The organism is Oceaniglobus indicus (assembly GCF_002751875.1).
GTDB classification, from domain to species: domain Bacteria; phylum Pseudomonadota; class Alphaproteobacteria; order Rhodobacterales; family Rhodobacteraceae; genus Oceaniglobus; species Oceaniglobus indicus.
This window is the reverse complement of record NZ_NMZM01000003.1, coordinates 308,807-326,277: the sequence shown is the minus strand read 5'-3', so window position 1 is coordinate 326,277 and position 17,471 is coordinate 308,807. Positions and strand designations below refer to the sequence as shown.

Below are 17,471 nucleotides of genomic sequence, written 5' to 3'. Positions count from 1 at the left end.
GGTAGGGACAGGAGGGGACAGCTTGGAAGAGGTCGGTGATCCTGAAACCGTTGGTCTGGCGAAATCCGAACGGGTGGCCCAGGCGTTGGCGCGCGAAATCCGCGCCGGTCGTGTCACGCGCGGCGATCAGTTGGACAGCGAAGGCGCCTTGATGCGCCGGTTCGATGTCAGCCGGAACACCGTGCGGCGTGGCCTTCAGATCCTGGCGGGGCAGGGGCTGATCACCACGCGGACCGGGATCGGATCATTTGTCACCTATCGCGGCGATACCATCGACGATCGCAAGGGATGGTCCGTTGCCTTGTCCCATGGACCCGACCGGCTTGAAACCCGCCTGCTGCGGCTGAACCGCGGCGGCTGTGCAAGGGCCGATACCTTCCTGGCGGCGCGCGGCCTGGACACGGCGGGCGACTATCTGTGCATCGATCGGCTGCGGGTATCGCCCGACACCGGGCAGGGCGTGTCGCTTGAGCGGAGCCGTCTGCCATGGCGTGCGGTCTTTGCCGATGTCCCGAGCGACGGTCTGGCCGATGGATCGCTCAGCCGGACGCTGGCGGCGCTGGGTCTGGTGGCTACCACGGGCGAAGAGGTGGCCGGCGTGTTGCCCGCCTTGCCCGCGGCCGATGCCGGCGTGATGAAACGGCCCGCCGAAACCCCCATGCTGCGCCTGCAACGCCTGACCCGGGCGGCGGATGGCACCCTGCTGGAGCATGTCGAAAGCGTGCTGGATCCCGACCGTTTCGGGCTGCGGATGGTGTTCTGATGGATCGCGCCGACATCCTGGATCGTGCCATCGGCGCGCTGTCGGGTGTGGCCCTTGGCGATGCCATGGGCATGCCGTCGCAGACCCTGGATCGCGCGGCGATCCGCGCCGTCTATGGCCGGATCGAAGGCTTTGTCGAACCGATGCCGGATCATCCGGTGTCCCATGGTCTGACAGCGGCGCAGGTGACCGATGACACGGAACAGACGCTGTTGCTGGCCGGTCTGCTGACCCGGCGCGAGGGCTTTGACGCGAACGACTGGGCGCAGGCCCTGTTGGCGTGGGAGGCTGACGTGCGCCGTCGCGGGCTGCGCGATCTGTTGGGGCCGTCCTCGAAGGCGGCGCTTGAGGCTTTGCTGGCGGGCGTGCCCGCGTCCGAAACCGGGCGGTCCGGCACCACCAACGGTGCGGCCATGCGGATCGTGCCGGTGGGGATCGCGACGCCTCACACCGGCAGCTTGCTGATCGATGCGGTCGACTCCGCCTGCCGCGTGACCCACGCGACGGGCGAGGCGATGGCGGGCGCGACGGCCGTCGCCACTGTGGTCAGCCTGGGGGTGGCCGGGGCGCGTTTCGATGACGCGCTGAGCGCGGCGCTGGAGGCTGCGCGCGTCGCCAACGCGCGCGGTGCCGCGGTGGGCGAGCGGGACATGGCCGGACGGATCGCGCTGGCGCTGGAGGTGGCGGAACGGGGCGATGAGGCGGAGCTGGCCGCGCGGATCGGCACCTCGGTCGCCAGCCGCGAATCGGTTGCGGCGGCCTTTGGCGTTGTCCGTCTGGCCGGCGGCGATCCGTGGCGCGCGGCGGTGATCGCGGCGAACATCGGCGACGATACCGACACCATCGGCGCGATTGCCTGTGGCATGGCGGGCGCCTGTGCCGGGGTATCGGCGTTTCCCGATGATCGGCTGACCCAGTTGCAGACCGCGAACGGTTTTGACATGGCCGCCGTGGCGCGCCACCTTCTGGCGGTGCGCGAGAGGGCGGATCCGACATGACCGGCCGGCTGTTCCAGATGTCGGGCATCGTCGTCGACATGGTGTATCGGGTCGATGCCGTCCCGACCCCGGGAACCGAGGCCGACGTCAGATCGGCCGGTCTGTCCGTGGGCGGCGGGTTCAACGCGATGGTCGCGGCGCGACGCGCCGGGCTGGACGTGATGTTCGCCGGAACGCTGGGCACCGGTCCGCTGGCCGACATGGTGCGCGCGGCGCTGAGTGCCCAGGGCATTGCCCACATTGGCGCCGTTCATCCGGGTCTGGACCAGGGATGTTGCACCGTTCTGGTGGATGATGGGGGCGAGCGGACGTTCATCGGCCTGCCGGGCGCCGACGGCTTCGTGACCGCCGCCGATCTGGCCGGGGTGAATCCCGCCCCCGGGGACTGGATCCTGCAATCGGGCTATGCGCTGTCCTATCCGAACAGTGGCGCGGCATTGGCCGATTGGTTGCGACAGCGCCCGGTGGGCGCGCGCGTGGTGTTCGATCCCGGCCCGCGCGTCGCCGCGATTGCGCCGGATATCCTGCGCGCTGCCCTTGGCGCCGCCCTCTGGATCAGCGCAAATGGGGCCGAGGCGGCGGTGCTGACCGGCATCGACGATCCGGCAGAAGCCGCACGGGCCCTTGCCCGTGACCGCAGGCAGGGTGGCGCAGTGGTGCGTGTGGGCGCCGATGGCGCCTGGCTGGCCGAATCTGGCGGCGCACCGCGCCACATCCCTGGCCACCCGGTGAAGGCCATCGACACCAATGGCGCGGGCGATGCCCACATCGGATATTTCATCGCCGGACTTGCCGCCGGACGGCCCGCGCACCGCGCGCTTGAGGCGGCCAATATCGCCGCCGCGCTTTCGACAACCGCAGAAGGGCCGTCAACGGCCCCGCATCCCGCCGAGGTGGACGCGCTGCTGGCGCTTTCCCCTGACCCAACGACCCAACAAGGAGCCGAAACATGACCAGACTTTTCACCACCGCCGCCGCCCTTGCCCTGATCGCGCCCACCCTGCACGCCGCCGAGATCCGGGTGCTGAACTGGCAGGGTTACGGCACCGACATCGAATGGGCCGTGAAGGCGTTCGAAGAGGCGACCGGCAACACGGTGGTCCATGAATACTTCAACTCGGAACAGGAAACGCTGACCAAGCTGCGCACCAATCCGGGCGCCTATGACGTGGTTCTGATCAACTCGTCCTTCACGCCGCAGGTGGTGGCCGAAGACCTTCTGGCGCCCATCGACCCCTCGAAGCTGGAGAATTTCGACGACCTGGATCCGGCGTTCGTCAAGAACAACGGGCTGAATGAAGATGGCGCGCTTTACGGCGTGCCATGGGCGTGGGGCCTGACCGCGATTGCCGTGTCGAACAACGACTTCGACACGCCCCCGACATCGCTGGAAGTCCTGTGGAACCCCGATTGGGCCGGTCGCGTGTCGATCCGCGACGACGCGGTCGAGGCGGTGCAGATCGGCGCGCTGGCCACCGGGCAGGACATCAACGACGTTCAGGATCTAGAAGCCGTGCGTACCAAGCTGGCCGAGCTGATGCCGGCGATCAGCACCTATTGGGGATCGGAAAACGACTGGAACCAATACATGGCGTCGGGCGAATTCGCCGCCGCGACCTATTGGTCCGGCTCGGCGTCACGGTCCATCGGCAAGGGGCTGGACATCACCTTTGTCGTGCCGGACGAGGGCGCGATCGGATGGCTTGACGGCCTGTCGATCCCCAAATCGTCCGAAAACAAGGACGCCGCCTATGCCTTCATCGACTGGATGATCGACCCCGAGTTCTATTCCGGCTGGGACAAGGAAGGCGCGCCCGCCACGGCAAATACCGCCGCCGCCAAGGCATTGCCCGACGACAGCTTCAACAAGGCGGTGCTGGGCGATCCCGAGGTCGTCGCGCGGGTCCAGTTCATGCAGCCCATGACCGACGACAAGCGCGAGGAATACCTCAAGCTGTGGCAAGATCTGAAGGCGGTTCAGTAACATGGCCGGGGGGATTGCACGCACCGACCGTCTGCGGGCCATCGCGCTGCTGTCCCCCGCCTATCTGTGGCTGACGGTGGCGGTGTTCCTGCCGCTGTCGGCCATGGCGTTCTTCAGCATCATCACCGATGTGCCCTTCGGCGATACCGAATGGCACGTCACCGGCGAAAACTATACCGCGTTCCTCGAATCGCCGACCTATGCCCGGCTGCTGCTGAAATCCGTCCTGCTGGGGGTCAAGGTCACCGCGCTGTGCGTGTTGATCGGGTTTCCCTGCGCGTGGGTGCTGGCCAAGATGATCAAGGGCCGCGCGCGCGAGGCGCTGTTCCTGATGGTCATCCTGCCGTTCTGGTCGAACTCGCTGGTGCGGATCTTTTCCTGGGCCATCGTGCTGCGCGGCAACGGCGTTCTGGACAAGACGCTGAGCGCGATCTGGCCCTGGCCCGTCAAGCTGAACCTGCTGTTCACCGAATCCGCCATCGTGATCGGTCTGGTCCATTCATACCTGCCCTATGTCATCCTCACCGCATACCTGGCGCTGCAGGCCATCGACGACAGCCTGATCGAGGCGGCGCGGTCGCTGGGCGCGAAGTGGTGGACGATCCTCTGGCGGATCGTACTGCCGCTGTCTGCCCCGGGCCTGATCGCCGGTGCCGTGCTGGTCTTCGTTCCCGTGGTGGGCAGCTTCATGGAGCCGCGGATCCTCGGCGGTCGCCTCGGCACCTATTACGGCACGGTGATCGAGGATCAGTTCGTCGCCGTCTTCAACTGGCCGCTGGGGGCGGCCCTGTCGTTCATCCTGTTGGCGGTGGTGCTGGCGATCCTGGCCCTGGCCAGCCCGGTCTTGCGAAAGGCGCGGACATGAAGCCGCGCACCCGGTCCCGCGTCACCGGCATCCTTGGCCGTGTCTATCTGGGCGCGATCCTGCTGTTTCTTTACGCGCCGATCCTTGTCATGGCGGCGATGTCGTTCAACGCATCGGAATTCTATCAGCTGCCGTTCACCTTCTCGACCGAGTGGTATGAGCGCGTCTGGCGCAATGACCTGATCCTGAACGCCGCCGCCCGGTCGGTCTGGATCGCCGTTGTCGTGACCGTCGTGGCAACCGTTCTGGGCACCGCGGCGTCGGTGGCGCTGTGGCGGTATGACTTTCGTGGCAAGCGCGCGCTCCAGGTGCTGCTGTTCCCGCCCATCGCGATCCCGTGGCTGATCACCGGCACCGCGATGCTGATCTTCTTCTTCGGCGTCGGCATCGGGCGCGGCACCCCGGCCGTGATCATCGGCCATGTCGCGCTGGCGCTGCCCTATGTGATCGTCGTGGTCACCGCGCGTCTGGCCACCTTCGACCGCACGCTGGAAGAAGCGGCGCGGTCCCTTGGCGCACGGCCCTGGATGGTGACGCGCGCGGTCATGCTGCCGTGGATCGCGCCGGGGGTGATTGCCGGCGCGCTGTTCGCCTTCGCGGTCAGTTTCGATCAGTTCGTGATCTCGTATTTCCTGTCGGAACCCGGCGATTCCACCCTGCCGGTGCTGATCTACACCGCGATCCGCAAGGGCTTCACGCCGGAAATCAACGCGATTTCCACGATCATCATTGCCGTGTCGATGGTGGTCATGTTGATCGCCGCACGGTTCACCAAGTTCGGAGGCGAAAGATGAGCGAAGTCCGGGTCGAGGGCCTGAGCAAGCATTACGGCGCCGCCCGCGCGCTGGACGATGTGACGCTGACCTTTCCCGATGGCGGGTTCTTCGGCCTGCTCGGCCCCTCGGGCAGCGGCAAGACGACGCTGTTGCGTGCCATTGCGGGGTTCGTCGAACCCACTGCCGGTGGCGTGTTCATCGGTGACCGGCCCGTGGTCGATGTGCCGGTCGAAGCGCGTGAGATCGGCATGGTGTTCCAGAACTACGCCCTGTTCCCGAACATGAGCGTGGCCGACAACGTCGCCTTCGGATTGCGGGTGCGCGGCACGGCGCGGGGGGAAATCGACAAGCGGGTGGGCGATGCGCTGGAGTTGGTGCAGCTTGGCCCGTTGGGTGCGCGTCGACCCCATGAATTGTCGGGCGGCCAGCGCCAGCGCGTCGCCATGGCGCGCGCCATCGTCACCCGGCCCCGCGTTCTGCTGCTGGACGAACCGCTGTCGGCGCTGGACAAGGCGCTGCGCGTCGACATGCAGATCGAGCTGAAGCGCATCCAGCGCGAGGTGGGCATCACCACCATCTTCGTCACCCACGACCAGGAAGAGGCGCTGACCCTGTCCGACCGGATCGGCATCCTCAAGGGCGGCCGCCTGATCCGCGAGGGCCGCCCGCAAGAGGTGTATTCCGACCCCGGCGATGTCTTCACCGCCCGCTTTCTGGGCGAGGCGAACGTGATCGAAGGCACCGGCTCGGGCGACTGGCTGGACCTGCCCGGCGCCCGCGTCGCCCGCCCCGAAGGCGCGACCACCATCGCCGTGCGCCCCGAACACCTGAGCGTGACGGTGGATCGGCCGGACGGCCCGAACGCCCTTCAGGCCAGGCTGCGCCAGCGTATCTTCGCGGGGGCCATGGGCACGTGCGTGCTGGACTGGAACGGCCAGATGCTGAAGGCGGTGGCACGGCACGAAGAGTTTTCCGACCTGCCCGAATCCGGCCCCGTCTGGGTGTCCTGGGCGCCGCGCCATGCGCGCGGGCTGAAAGCCGACTAGGCGAACACCACGTCGATCCGGCGGGTCGCGTCGTCGGTCACGTCGGCGGTGTGCAGGATCAGGATGGCGCCATCAGTCGCTGTCTTGAGCGGCCCATCGCCCTGCTGCGCCATTGCCGTTTTGCGCCGGTCCACGCGGATATATCCGGCCGCCGCATCGCGGGGCAGGGTCAGGTGCAACCGGTCGCGGTCGATCCGGACATGGGTGAACCGGCCGCGAATATCGGTTTCCAGCAGCGTGGAACCCTCACGCAGCAGACGCAGGACACCGCCCGCCACATCCACCGTGCACATGCCGCAGGGGGTGGCGACGGGGCCGAGGGTCACGTCATTGCCGTTGCTCAGGCTGAATCCTTCCCACGGCGTCACGTCCGCGACCTCGGCCACCGCCATGGCGGGCATCAGTGCCGACCACGAATAGAAGGTGTCGGTGTCGGGCTGGATCGCCGGATACTCGGGGCCGGGGGCGAAATTCTCGGCCGCATGGCGGTTCGCCTCCCATGGGCCATAAAACAGCGCGTGGCTCTCGCTCGCCAGCGCCGCCGCTTCGGTCGCGCGGTCCATGCGACGCAGGCCCGCCCAGGTGAACCAGTTCATCGGTGGCCACACCCGACCCCGCCAATAGACCTGGTCGCCGAACGCCGGGTCGTCGCGCCGCACCGAAGGCAGGCGCGCGGGGCCGCCAAAGCCCGCGGGATCATGCAGGTGCACCATCAGCCCGTCGATCTGTTCGGGTGTGGGTATGCCCGCGATCATCGGATAAAACGACGTTGGTGCAAGACTGTCCACGAACCGACCGTCCAGCAGGCGGTTGGCGAACACCCGGCGCGCCGGATCCCACAGCCGCGTGCGGATCGCGTCCTTCAGCGCATCGGCCTTCGCGCGCACCGCTGACGCCTGTTCCATCCGTCCCTGCGCGGCCAGCAGATCGCCCAGCATCTCGCCCTCGAGCGCCAGCAGGGCGTTCAAACCAACGTCATAGGAATCCAGCAGACCGGTCGCGGGATCCAGTGTCGCCTGATCGTGCACCGGCGAATTGTCCATCGCGCTTTCGTCCTTGGCGCCCAGCTTGGTGCCGCGATAAAGCCCGTTGCCGATGTCGGACGTGCCATAGCGCACCATCCCCGTGCCGTCGGGGTCACGCATCCGCCACCACCAGTCCCAGCCGCGCAGCAGCACCGGCAGCACCCGCGCGACCAGCGCCGGATCGGGCCAGCGCGCGACGTGCATCGCCAGCACGAACGCTGCGATGGGCGGTTGCGACCTGTCGATCCAGGCGTCGTTGCCGGTCAGCAGGCAGGGCAGGTTGCCCTGTGGCGTCGCCCCGGCGATCACGGCCAGCAGGTTGTCGCGCGCCACCTCGGGTTCCAGCGTCGACGCCAGCAGCGCATTGAACAGCACGTCGTTCAGCCAGACGCCGAAGCCGCCGAACTTGGCCGTGGTCCAGTTGCGCGAAAGGCCGGTATAGGGGCGTCGGTTCACCGGATCGAACAGGGTGTTCCAGCCGATCACGTCGCGCACCGCGTCCAGCGCACCGGCCCCCGCGCCGGTCTGGCCCGGCAGGGTAGCGGGCCGGTCGGGTTGGCGCGCGCGCGCCAGCGTTTCGTCCAGGTCGTCGCCGACGGCGAAGCCGAACCGCGCCGATGCGGCCTCTTCCAGGTTGAACCGCAACGCCAGAAGGGGGGCCGCGTGCTTGCGACTTTCGAGGAAGAAATAGCCGCGGGCCTCAAGCTCATCGGTCAGACCGTCCAGATCCGCGTGCCCTGTCACCATCAGCGGCGCGGGGTCGGGTGCGACGACGCCCCAGCGGTGACCGATGCGGATCATCGCGGCGCCTGCCGTGGTGTCCCAGCGCCATTGACACCCGGCGGGCGCCCCCAGTGCCAGGCAGACCCAGAACCGCAGGCCCCATTCGCCATGGGCGCGGGTCGTCCAGCGGCCCTGGGCCGTAAACGGATCGGGCTTGTCCCATTGCCAATCCAGAACCGTTCCGGCGTGGGTCATACCGGCCTCGATCCGGGCGGCCTCAACGCTGCGCGACCCGAGCCGCAGATCGGGGCCGGCGGGGAAAGCGGTGCTTTTGCCCGTGCTTGCGGCAAAGGCCACAGGTGTCACCGACAGGCCCAGCGGCAGGAACACCATGGCGGCGGGATGATCGGGCGACCATGTGCCAAAGGCACGGTGCGCCGCGATGCCGCCGGATCGGTCGGCCGGCGATCCGGGGTGATCGGGCAGGGGAATCACGCAGCAGACCATGCACTGATGATGGCCGAGGCGGACGCGATTTCGACCTGTTGGTCGAACCGCGTGCGCAGGATTGACAGGGCGGCATCGTGGCCTTCGGGCGATCCGCCGGTCACCGCATCGGCGGCGATGATCACGCGCAGGCCGATGTCGACCGCCTCCATCACCGTGGACAGCACGCAGACATCGGTTTCGACCCCCGACAGGATCAGCGTCGTGATGCCGCGCTGGCGCAAGAGCGGGCGGAACGCCGGGCACGAGAAGACCGAATAGCCGGGCTTGTCCAGCATCGGTGCCGCCGGTGCCACATCGGTCAGGTCGGGCAGGACGTCCAACTGGCCGGGGTCCAGGCGGTCGCGCGTCACGCTGTCCCAGTGGCGATAATATCCGCGCCACATGCCCGGGGCCGTCGCGGCGGACGCGGGCGGGATGAAACGTGCGAAGGCGGCGGTGTCGGGTGCGTGGGTCAACAGCGACAGGATCGGCGGCAGGATCGCGGGAATCGACGTGACCTGCCAGGCCGTCGGTTGAAAGAACAGGTTCTGAACGTCGATCACGACATGCAGGGCGTCGCTGACCCGTCCAAAGGGCAGGGTGTCGGCGGTCAGGGTCATGGTGCGGTCCTCGAGTCGGGGGTGTGGATGGTCATGGATGGAAGAAGACCTCCTCCATCGGCGCCCACCATTCGCCTTTCGCGACGGAATCGAACTTGCGCTGGCAGGGGCCGCAGACCGCCCACCAGTCCTGCGTGACGGGATCCTCGGCCATGCGCGCCGCATCCGCCGCCCAATCGTCGCCGTGGTATTCGAAATGCGCGAACAACAGGTTCTCGGGTTGGCGCAGGTAGATCACGTAATTGCGGATGTTGCAGTCGGTGATCTTCTGCAGGACGGCGGGCCAGGCATCGGCATGGAGCCGCTTGTATTCGTCGATCTTGTCGGGGTGAATTCCGATCACCGCTCCCATCCTGACCATGTCGTTCCCTCTTTCATCCGCCGGTGGGCCCACGCATGCCATGCCGGACCGTTCATCGTTCTGTCCGATGTATGACCCATGCCGAGGGAGTCGGGCAAGGTCGCCGCGGTCCTGTCCGTCGGTCGGACCGCGCGGGCGCTGACATCGGTCCTGCCGTATCCGGCCGAGCGCGCAGAATCAGGTCAGGTGACGTCACCTTGGCCTGTCGTTTTGGAAATTGGTGCGTGCGTGGGCCGCCGGATCGCGGGGGTTGGGCGGGACGGGGCCGTTTGGGGTCTTGAACCGTCATTCCGGCTGGCCTATACGCCCCCGGTGGCGTCATGCGCCATCGATTCATACACGCCGTGGCCGTGCCGCTCCCGTCGCTGGGGGCACGCGTCCGGCAATCAGGAGCAAGCGACATGGTAAAACTGAACGAACTGCACGACAATCCGGGCGCCACCAAGAAGCGCATGCGCATCGGCCGCGGTCCGGGTTCGGGCAAGGGCAAGATGGGCGGACGCGGCATCAAGGGCCAGAAGTCGCGCTCGGGCGTTGCGATCAAGGGCTATGAGGGCGGCCAGATGCCGCTGTATCAGCGCCTTCCCAAGCGTGGCTTCAACGCCCGCAACCCCAAGCATTACGCCGTCGTGAACCTGGGCCTGATCCAGAAATTCATCGACGCCGGCAAGCTGGGATCCGAGATCACCGAGACCGAGCTGGTCGATTGCGGCCTGATCCGTCGCAAGCGCGACGGCATCCGCGTGCTGTCGAAGGGCGAGATCACGACCGCGATCAAGCTGAGCGTCACCGGCGCGTCGAAGTCCGCGATCGAAGCGGTGGAAAAAGCCGGCGGCACCCTGACCGTCGCCGCGCCCAAAGCGGCGGCCGCCGAATAAAAGGTTGTGAGCGGTGATCGTGCCGCTTACATCTTTGCAAGGTAAGTGGCGCCGCGGGTCCGACACCGGATCGCGCGGCGTCTTTCGTCCCGGGAGGGGCGGTGTGATGACAGGTGGCCTCAGGTTCGGACGTCGCGCGTTCGGTGCGCTGACATACCCGTGCTTTCTGTCCTCCCGTCCGTGTTTCCGCGACCCGTCGGCAGGTGCCCCGCGCGCCGCCGCACCGGGCCGCCGCGCAGAACAGTAAAAGGACCGACGTAATGGCATCAGCCGCCGAACAGATGGCCGCGAACATGAGTTGGGGCGCCTTCGGCAAGGCGACCGAGCTTCGGACGCGAATCCTCTTCACCCTCGGGCTTCTCTGTGTCTATCGTCTTGGCACCTACATCCCGGTGCCGGGGATCGATGGCGCCGAGTTGCGCCAGTTCATGGACCAGGCGGCGACCGGTATCGGTGGCATCCTGAACATGTTCACCGGCGGTGCAATCTCGCGCATGGGGATCTTCGCGCTGGGCATCATGCCCTATATCTCGGCCTCGATCATCGTCCAGCTCATGACGGCCATGGTGCCGCAGCTGGAACAGCTGAAGAAAGAGGGCGAACAGGGCCGCAAGAAGATCAACCAGTATACCCGTTACGGCACGGTCCTGCTGGCCACCTTCCAGGCGTTCGGTCTTGCCAAGTCGCTTGAGGCGGGCGGGCTTGTCACCGATCCGGGGCTGTATTTCCAGGCGGCCTGCGTCATCACCCTGGTCGGCGGCACGATGTTCCTGATGTGGCTGGGCGAACAGATCACCCAGCGCGGCATCGGCAACGGCATTTCGCTGATCATCTTCGTAGGCATCATCGCCGAGGTTCCGGCCGCCCTAGCACAGTTCTTCGCATCGGGCCGTTCGGGCGCCATCAGCCCCGCGGTGATCATCGGTGTGATCCTGATGGTGATCGTCGTCATCGGTTTCGTGGTGTTCATGGAGCGCGCGCTGCGCAAGATCCACATCCAGTATCCGCGCCGCCAGGTCGGCATGAAGGTCTATGACGGCGGATCGTCGCATCTGCCGGTCAAGGTGAACCCGGCGGGCGTCATCCCGGCCATCTTCGCGTCGTCCCTGCTGCTGTTGCCGACCACCCTGGCCGCGTTCAACACGCAATCGACCGGCCCGGTCATGTCCACGCTGCTGGCCTATTTCGGCCCCGGACAGCCGCTGTATTTCCTGTTCTTCACGGTGATGATCGTGTTCTTCACCTATTTCTACACGGCGAACGTGGCGTTCAAGACAGATGACGTTGCCGACAACCTGCGCAATCAGAACGGCTTCATTCCCGGCATCCGTCCCGGCAAGAAGACCCAGGAGTATCTCGACTATGTCGTGAGCCGGCTTCTGGTTCTCGGTTCGGGATACCTGGCGGCCGTCTGCCTGTTGCCCGAGGTTCTTCGCGCCCAGTTCGCGATCCCCTTCTACTTCGGGGGAACGTCGGTCCTGATCGTTGTCAGCGTCACGATGGACACGATACAACAGGTGCAATCGCATTTGCTGGCCCACCAGTACGAGGGGCTGATCGAGAAATCGCAGTTGCGCGGCAAGCGGCGCGGCAAGAAAGGAACGGCGAGAAGATGAACATCATTCTGCTCGGACCACCGGGGGCGGGTAAGGGAACCCAGGCGCGCCGGCTGGTCGAAGAACGCGACATGATCCAGCTGTCGACCGGTGACATGCTGCGCGAGGCACGCACCAGCGGCACCGAAATGGGCAAGCGCGTCGCCGAAGTGATGGACCGCGGCGAACTGGTCACCGACGACATCGTGATCGGCCTGATCGAGGAAAAGCTTGAGGGCGACACCCACGGCGGTTTCATCTTCGACGGCTTTCCGCGCACCCTGGCCCAGGCGGATGCGCTGGGCGATCTGCTGAAACGCCACAACACCACGCTGGACGCCGTGATCGAGATGCAGGTCGACGACGAGGCGCTTGTTCAGCGGATCACGGCGCGCTCCACCTGCGCGAACTGCGGCGAGGTCTACAACGACATCACCAAGCCGCAGCCCGCCGACGGCAAATGCGCGGTCTGCGGTCACACCGAATTCAACCGCCGCGCCGATGACAACGAAGATGCGCTGAAGCAGCGGCTGATGGAATACTACAAGAAGACCTCGCCGCTTCTGGGGTATTACTACGCCAAGGGCGATCTTCGCACCGTCAACGGATTGGGCGAAATCGATGAAGTGGCGGCGGCGATCGGCCGGGCCCTGGCCAAATAAGCCGGCGGCCCTTGACCCCCGGCGCGAAGTTTCATAAGTCACGCCATCCCCGACCGGGGAATCGCTGATCCGGGTCGCACCCGGCCGCATCGAACGAAATTCAGGCAAAAGCCCGTGGCCACCGTCGCCTCGGGCTTGCGTTGTGAAAAAAGGTTCCGGCACTACGGAACCGCAACGAAAAGGAAGCATAACTTGGCACGTATTGCCGGCGTCAATATCCCGACTGCAAAGCGGGTTCCAATCGCCCTCACCTATATCACCGGTATCGGCCCCTCGGCCGCGCGGACCATCTGCGACGCGGTCAACATCGATCCGTCGCGCCGCGTCAACGAACTGTCCGACGCCGAAGTCCTGTCGATTCGCGAATACATCGATGCGAACCTGACCGTCGAAGGCGACCTGCGCCGCGAGACGCAGATGAACATCAAGCGTCTGATGGACCTGGGTTGCTATCGCGGCCTGCGTCATCGTCGCAACCTGCCCGTACGTGGCCAGCGGACCCACACCAATGCGCGCACGCGCAAGGGCCCCGCAAAAGCCATCGCCGGCAAGAAGAAATAAGGGAGGACCTGACAAATGGCACGTGATCGTCGCGTTAAAAGGAAGGTCTCCAAGAACATCGCCGCTGGCGTTGCTCATGTGAATTCCTCGTTCAACAACACCAAGATCCTGATTTCCGATGTGCAGGGCAACGCCATTTCGTGGTCGTCCGCCGGCACGATGGGCTTCAAGGGGTCGCGGAAATCCACGCCCTACGCCGCCCAGATGGCCGCCGAGGACGCGGGCAAGAAAGCCCAGGAACACGGTGTGCGCACCCTGGAAGTCGAAGTGCAGGGCCCCGGTTCGGGTCGCGAATCCGCGTTGCGTGCGCTGGCCGCCGCCGGATTCAACATCACCTCGATCCGCGATGTGACCCCGATGGCGCACAACGGCTGCCGTCCGCCGAAACGCCGCCGGGTCTGATCCGACACGAACAATCGCGCAGGCCGTGGATTCCCGTGGCCTGTGCGTTGTCATTTCAACCTCGGGTGTCTGCCGCCGGGGACATGGGCGGCAGACTTGAATTGAGGAGATACGCATGATCCACAAGAATTGGGCTGAACTGATCAAGCCGACTCAGCTTGAGGTGAAGCCGGGCAATGACCGCGCGCGCCAGGCGACCGTGATCGCCGAACCGCTCGAGCGCGGTTTCGGTCTGACGCTGGGCAATGCGCTGCGCCGGATCCTGATGAGCTCGCTCCAGGGCGCGGCCATCACGAGCGTGCAGATCGACAACGTGCTGCACGAATTTTCGTCGATCTCGGGTGTGCGTGAGGATGTTACAGACATCGTTCTGAACCTCAAGGGCGTTGCGATCAAGATGGAAGTAGAAGGGCCCAAGCGCGTTTCGATCTCGGCCAAGGGGCCGCAGATCGTCACCGCCGGCGACATTTCCGAATCCAACGGCATCGAGGTGCTGAACAAGGATCACGTGATCTGTCACCTCGACGACGGCGCCGACCTGTTCATGGAACTGACCGTCAATACCGGCAAGGGTTACGTGTCGGCCGACAAGAACCGCCCCGAAGACGCGCCCATCGGCCTGATGCCGATCGACGCGATCTATTCGCCGGTCAAGAAGGTCAGCTATGACGTGCAGCCGACCCGCGAAGGCCAGGTGCTGGACTACGACAAGCTGACGCTGAAGCTGGAAACCGACGGTTCGGTCACACCGGATGATGCCGTGGCCTATGCCGCGCGGATCCTTCAGGACCAGCTGTCGATCTTCGTCAACTTCGACGAGCCCGAGAGCGCACGCGCGGATTCCGACGACGATGGTCTGGAATTCAACCCGCTGCTGCTCAAGAAGGTCGACGAGCTGGAGCTTTCGGTGCGTTCGGCGAACTGCCTCAAGAACGACAACATCGTCTATATCGGCGACCTGATCCAGAAGACCGAAGCCGAAATGCTGCGCACGCCGAACTTCGGCCGCAAGTCCCTGAACGAGATCAAGGAAGTGCTGTCGGGTATGGGTCTGCACCTTGGCATGGACGTCGAGGAATGGCCGCCGGAAAACATCGAGGATCTGGCGAAGAAGTTCGAAGACCAGTTCTGATTTGATCCACGCGGGGCAGGGTCTGCCTGCCCCGACGACGACCCCGGGCAATTCCGCCCCAACAGAGCGGCAGACACGCATCTGACCGCCGTACAAAGCACAAGTAGGAGACACGAAAATGCGTCACGCACGGGGCTATCGCCGCCTGAACCGCACCCACGAACACCGCAAGGCGCTGTTCGCCAACATGGCCGGATCGCTGATCGAGCACGAGCAGATCAAGACGACCCTGCCCAAGGCGAAAGAGCTGAAGCGGATCATCGACAAGCTGATCACCCTGGGCAAGCGGGGCGATATCCACGCCCGCCGCATGGCCCGCGCCCAGCTCAAGCAGGACATGCACGCCGCCAAGCTGTTCGACGTCCTCGGACCCCGCTATGCCGAGCGTCAGGGTGGATATTGCCGGGTCCTAAAGGCCGGTTTCCGCTATGGCGACATGGCGCCGATGGCGATCATCGAGCTTGTCGATCGCGATCCGGACGCCAAGGGCGCCGCCGACCGGGCCCGCGAAGACGCGGAATGATACCGGCGCCTTCGGGCGGAACGACCGTCGGGCCCGACGGCTTTTCGCACCGCAGGCAGACGCGATAACCTGTGATCTGGCCATCCGCTGGCCAGTCACGTCCCCTCGGTTCGCATGGGGGAGTTGACTGCCTTGTCGGTCGCGCGTGCACGCGTTTGCACCTTGGGGCAATAGCCGTGTTCAATGCGGCGATCCCGCCCTGAAACATCGAGCCCGCGCCCTCCCGCGCCCCTGTTCCAACATCGACATCCACCAAGCGGCTCTCGCAACAGACGTCCGTTTTGTCGGCGCACGTGAACGGGGCTTGGCGCTTGCGCTGCAGCGCGCCCACCGAAGCAGCAGCCCCCCCCCCCGCGCCGCATGCCAACAAATTAAACCTTGAGCGAGACTGCCAGCATCTCGGTCGTTGCGCGCCGTAATGGTGTCGCGCCGAACCTGCTGTATCGTTGACGGCGTCTGATGCTGGAAGAAGGAGCCGTGGCCGTGTCAGGAGACGATGACGTCACCAGCAATCGCGCCGTCCGGCAGATGGAGGATCGCATTCGCGAACTGGAGCGCCAGCTCGGGCGCAAGACGTTGGAGGTCGAGATCCTCGAGGAAGCACTCGACAAGTCACGCTCAAGAAACTGACGTGGCAATTACAGTCGCGGCCCGAGGACGGTTCCTCCCTCTCGGGCATGCAGGCATGCCCTGCCGTGCGCTGGATGAACATCGCGGCCGAAACTGCGGGCGTCTCCAGATCGAACCTGCACGCCCGCGTGACGGGAAGCGCGAAGCCGCGTCGGCGCTATCATAAAGCGCAAGACGGTGAGGGGCGCTGGCCGCAGGCCAAAGGGCGCCGTGAACGTGGTGTCGCTGATCACCGCGCTGGTGGCGGCGCGACCTCGGATATCGTCGCATCACGGCCATCCTGAACCGGCCGTTGCGTGCCACCGGCGCATCGCCCGTAAACCACAAGCGCGTCTACCGCATCATGCGGGCCCAGAACCTGCTGCTGGCGCGCCGCTACAGCGAACGGTCCGATCGCGCCCACAACGGCAAGGTCGCGACCATGCGATCGAACCTGCGTTCGCCAGTGGACGCGAACCAGTGGCGCCTCACTGGCCAATGCTCCGACGGCTTCGGCCCTCTCGGCGATGCAAACATCGCCTGCCGGTCAGCGGTTCACATGCTGGAACGGCGACATCGTGCGCAGCGCGTTCATCATCGACGATGAGCCATTTGTGCGCCATTGGTTCAAGCACAATGGCGAATGACCGCGAGATCATCGCCCGGCACGCCGTGGCTGACGCAGGCATCAGCGGCTCGGACGTGCGCGACATGATACTGGCGGCGGTGGAGGCGCGGTTCGGCGGCCACCGCGCGCCGCACCAGGTCGAGATGCTCGGCGACAATGGCTCGCCCTGCCTCGCCAAGGACACCCGCATCTTCGCCCGCCAGCGCGGCCTGAACCCCTGCTTCACTCCGGTGAAAAGCCCGCAGGGCAATGGCATCTCGGAGGCTTTGGTGAAGACGCTCAAGCGGGACTACGTGAACGTCACGCCGCTGCCAGACGCCGCCACCGTCCTTGGATTGATTGCCGCGTGGTTCGACGACTACAGTCACCACCGCCCCCATTCGGGCCTCGACGGGCTCACCCTGCGGCAGTATCACCAACGGTCAGAAGAAGACCAAACACTGAACAGAGCTAACTCATGAAAGCGGACTCTTGGGGGAGCAGGTCAGCTCCCAAGTCTTTATTGAAGATTTCCATACCCAGTCCCAACAGCTTTGATTCATGTGGGAAGCCTGATGTCCCAAGACGGTGGTAATACAGGACAGTTCGGTACCGAAAAGGTTTTTGAAAACGGTTTCCCGTTCGGGGGGCGCAAGTTTGACGGAGTGCTCGTCAGCACGAACGGTGACGTTTCGTTCATAGATCAGACCATCCCCCATTTGCGGAACGTTCGAGACCACGGATTTCATCAGTCACAGGCGGTGCTCGGCGACGATTTGGTCTAGGCACGCCCTGTCGGAATGGCAGGCCGCAGGAGTGTGACGGCCTGCTATCGCCGCCGTCCTTGGCAGA

17 protein-coding genes and 1 pseudogene are annotated in these 17,471 nt (G+C 65.5%); 15 read left to right on the top strand and 3 right to left on the bottom strand.

The genetic code is table 11. The features are described from left to right. The first annotated feature begins 22 nt into the window (after positions 1 to 22). The 7 genes from CFP68_RS06615 to CFP68_RS06585 are packed head-to-tail and all read left to right on the top strand — an operon-like array spanning position 23 to position 6,432. Positions 23 to 763, top strand: coding sequence for a GntR family transcriptional regulator (locus CFP68_RS06615; protein ID WP_099826075.1), 741 nt, complete (start codon positions 23 to 25; stop codon positions 761 to 763). Next, positions 763 to 1,761 (top strand): ADP-ribosylglycohydrolase family protein, encoded by a 999-nt coding sequence (locus CFP68_RS06610; RefSeq protein WP_099826072.1) that lies wholly within the window; start codon positions 763 to 765, stop codon positions 1,759 to 1,761. Before CFP68_RS06615 ends, CFP68_RS06610 begins: the two co-directional genes overlap by 1 nt. Continuing rightward, positions 1,758 to 2,714, top strand: a complete 957-nt coding sequence (locus tag CFP68_RS06605; RefSeq protein ID WP_099826069.1) for a PfkB family carbohydrate kinase — start codon at positions 1,758 to 1,760, stop codon at positions 2,712 to 2,714. Before CFP68_RS06610 ends, CFP68_RS06605 begins: the two co-directional genes overlap by 4 nt. Then, positions 2,711 to 3,745 carry an ABC transporter substrate-binding protein gene (locus CFP68_RS06600; RefSeq protein ID WP_099826066.1) on the top strand — a complete coding sequence of 345 codons (1,035 nt, stop codon included), beginning with the start codon at positions 2,711 to 2,713 and terminating at the stop codon, positions 3,743 to 3,745. The genes CFP68_RS06605 and CFP68_RS06600 overlap by 4 nt, the downstream gene beginning before the upstream one ends. Position 3,746: 1 nt before the next feature. Continuing rightward, positions 3,747 to 4,610 carry an ABC transporter permease gene (locus CFP68_RS06595; protein WP_099826064.1) on the top strand — a complete coding sequence of 288 codons (864 nt, stop codon included), beginning with the start codon at positions 3,747 to 3,749 and terminating at the stop codon, positions 4,608 to 4,610. Next, on the top strand, positions 4,607 to 5,404 hold the full coding sequence (locus CFP68_RS06590) for an ABC transporter permease (protein WP_099826061.1): 798 nt from the start codon (positions 4,607 to 4,609) through the stop codon (positions 5,402 to 5,404). Before CFP68_RS06595 ends, CFP68_RS06590 begins: the two co-directional genes overlap by 4 nt. Continuing rightward, positions 5,401 to 6,432, top strand: coding sequence for an ABC transporter ATP-binding protein (locus CFP68_RS06585; RefSeq protein WP_099826058.1), 1,032 nt, complete (start codon positions 5,401 to 5,403; stop codon positions 6,430 to 6,432). The genes CFP68_RS06590 and CFP68_RS06585 overlap by 4 nt, the downstream gene beginning before the upstream one ends. Here the strand turns inward: CFP68_RS06585 and CFP68_RS06580 are convergent. The 3 genes from CFP68_RS06580 to CFP68_RS06570 are packed head-to-tail and all read right to left on the bottom strand — an operon-like array spanning position 6,429 to position 9,650. Further along, the gene (locus CFP68_RS06580; protein ID WP_158234138.1) at positions 6,429 to 8,675 is read right to left on the bottom strand and encodes an MGH1-like glycoside hydrolase domain-containing protein; all 2,247 of its coding nucleotides are present in this window, start codon (positions 8,673 to 8,675) and stop codon (positions 6,429 to 6,431) included. The two genes, CFP68_RS06585 and CFP68_RS06580, sit on opposite strands and share 4 nt — an antisense overlap. Continuing rightward, complete coding sequence (locus CFP68_RS06575) at positions 8,672 to 9,289, bottom strand: cysteine hydrolase family protein (protein ID WP_099826053.1); 618 nt, start codon at positions 9,287 to 9,289, stop codon at positions 8,672 to 8,674. The genes CFP68_RS06580 and CFP68_RS06575 overlap by 4 nt, the downstream gene beginning before the upstream one ends. Before the next feature lie 31 nt (positions 9,290 to 9,320). Continuing rightward, positions 9,321 to 9,650: an L-rhamnose mutarotase gene (locus tag CFP68_RS06570; RefSeq protein ID WP_099826051.1), complete on the bottom strand. Its 330-nt coding sequence runs from the start codon at positions 9,648 to 9,650 to the stop codon at positions 9,321 to 9,323. Positions 9,651 to 10,051: 401 nt separating this feature from the next. Here CFP68_RS06570 and rplO point away from each other — a divergent pair, with 401 nt between their 5' ends. The 8 genes and pseudogenes from rplO to CFP68_RS18410 all read left to right on the top strand — a co-directional run bounded on the left by rplO (position 10,052) and on the right by CFP68_RS18410 (position 17,101). Then, complete coding sequence (gene rplO, locus CFP68_RS06565) at positions 10,052 to 10,528, top strand: 50S ribosomal protein L15 (RefSeq protein WP_099826049.1); 477 nt, start codon at positions 10,052 to 10,054, stop codon at positions 10,526 to 10,528. Between the two features lie 260 nt (positions 10,529 to 10,788). Beyond that, on the top strand, positions 10,789 to 12,144 hold the full coding sequence (secY, locus tag CFP68_RS06560; protein ID WP_099826045.1) for a preprotein translocase subunit SecY: 1,356 nt from the start codon (positions 10,789 to 10,791) through the stop codon (positions 12,142 to 12,144). Next, positions 12,141 to 12,785 carry an adenylate kinase gene (locus tag CFP68_RS06555; protein ID WP_099826042.1) on the top strand — a complete coding sequence of 215 codons (645 nt, stop codon included), beginning with the start codon at positions 12,141 to 12,143 and terminating at the stop codon, positions 12,783 to 12,785. Before secY ends, CFP68_RS06555 begins: the two co-directional genes overlap by 4 nt. 192 nt (positions 12,786 to 12,977) lie before the next feature. Further along, the gene (gene rpsM / locus CFP68_RS06550; protein WP_099826039.1) at positions 12,978 to 13,346 is read left to right on the top strand and encodes a 30S ribosomal protein S13; all 369 of its coding nucleotides are present in this window, start codon (positions 12,978 to 12,980) and stop codon (positions 13,344 to 13,346) included. 15 nt (positions 13,347 to 13,361) lie between these two features. Then, positions 13,362 to 13,748 (top strand): 30S ribosomal protein S11, encoded by a 387-nt coding sequence (gene rpsK / locus CFP68_RS06545; protein ID WP_099826036.1) that lies wholly within the window; start codon positions 13,362 to 13,364, stop codon positions 13,746 to 13,748. Between the two features lie 115 nt (positions 13,749 to 13,863). Continuing rightward, complete coding sequence (locus tag CFP68_RS06540; protein WP_099826033.1) at positions 13,864 to 14,880, top strand: DNA-directed RNA polymerase subunit alpha; 1,017 nt, start codon at positions 13,864 to 13,866, stop codon at positions 14,878 to 14,880. Positions 14,881 to 14,998: 118 nt separating this feature from the next. Next, on the top strand, positions 14,999 to 15,403 hold the full coding sequence (gene rplQ / locus CFP68_RS06535) for a 50S ribosomal protein L17 (RefSeq protein ID WP_099826031.1): 405 nt from the start codon (positions 14,999 to 15,001) through the stop codon (positions 15,401 to 15,403). Between the two features lie 378 nt (positions 15,404 to 15,781). Further along, a pseudogene (locus CFP68_RS18410) lies at positions 15,782 to 17,101 on the top strand (integrase core domain-containing protein). The last annotated feature ends 370 nt before the right edge of the window (positions 17,102 to 17,471 follow it).

What these genes read in the sequence shown, in the direction of transcription:
- CFP68_RS06585 (WP_099826058.1), top strand. Translation starts at nt 5,401, where the DNA reads ATGAGCGAAGTCCGGGTCGAGGGCCTGAGCAAGCATTACGGCGCCGCC.
- CFP68_RS06570 (WP_099826051.1), bottom strand. Translation starts at nt 9,650, where the DNA reads ATGGTCAGGATGGGAGCGGTGATCGGAATTCACCCCGACAAGATCGAC.
- CFP68_RS06555 (WP_099826042.1), top strand. Translation starts at nt 12,141, where the DNA reads ATGAACATCATTCTGCTCGGACCACCGGGGGCGGGTAAGGGAACCCAG.
- CFP68_RS06610 (WP_099826072.1), top strand. Translation starts at nt 763, where the DNA reads ATGGATCGCGCCGACATCCTGGATCGTGCCATCGGCGCGCTGTCGGGT.
- CFP68_RS06605 (WP_099826069.1), top strand. Translation starts at nt 1,758, where the DNA reads ATGACCGGCCGGCTGTTCCAGATGTCGGGCATCGTCGTCGACATGGTG.
- CFP68_RS06600 (WP_099826066.1), top strand. Translation starts at nt 2,711, where the DNA reads ATGACCAGACTTTTCACCACCGCCGCCGCCCTTGCCCTGATCGCGCCC.
- secY (WP_099826045.1), top strand. Translation starts at nt 10,789, where the DNA reads ATGGCATCAGCCGCCGAACAGATGGCCGCGAACATGAGTTGGGGCGCC.
- CFP68_RS06595 (WP_099826064.1), top strand. Translation starts at nt 3,747, where the DNA reads ATGGCCGGGGGGATTGCACGCACCGACCGTCTGCGGGCCATCGCGCTG.
- rpsK (WP_099826036.1), top strand. Translation starts at nt 13,362, where the DNA reads ATGGCACGTGATCGTCGCGTTAAAAGGAAGGTCTCCAAGAACATCGCC.
- rplQ (WP_099826031.1), top strand. Translation starts at nt 14,999, where the DNA reads ATGCGTCACGCACGGGGCTATCGCCGCCTGAACCGCACCCACGAACAC.
- rplO (WP_099826049.1), top strand. Translation starts at nt 10,052, where the DNA reads ATGGTAAAACTGAACGAACTGCACGACAATCCGGGCGCCACCAAGAAG.
- CFP68_RS06590 (WP_099826061.1), top strand. Translation starts at nt 4,607, where the DNA reads ATGAAGCCGCGCACCCGGTCCCGCGTCACCGGCATCCTTGGCCGTGTC.
- CFP68_RS06540 (WP_099826033.1), top strand. Translation starts at nt 13,864, where the DNA reads ATGATCCACAAGAATTGGGCTGAACTGATCAAGCCGACTCAGCTTGAG.
- CFP68_RS06575 (WP_099826053.1), bottom strand. Translation starts at nt 9,289, where the DNA reads ATGACCCTGACCGCCGACACCCTGCCCTTTGGACGGGTCAGCGACGCC.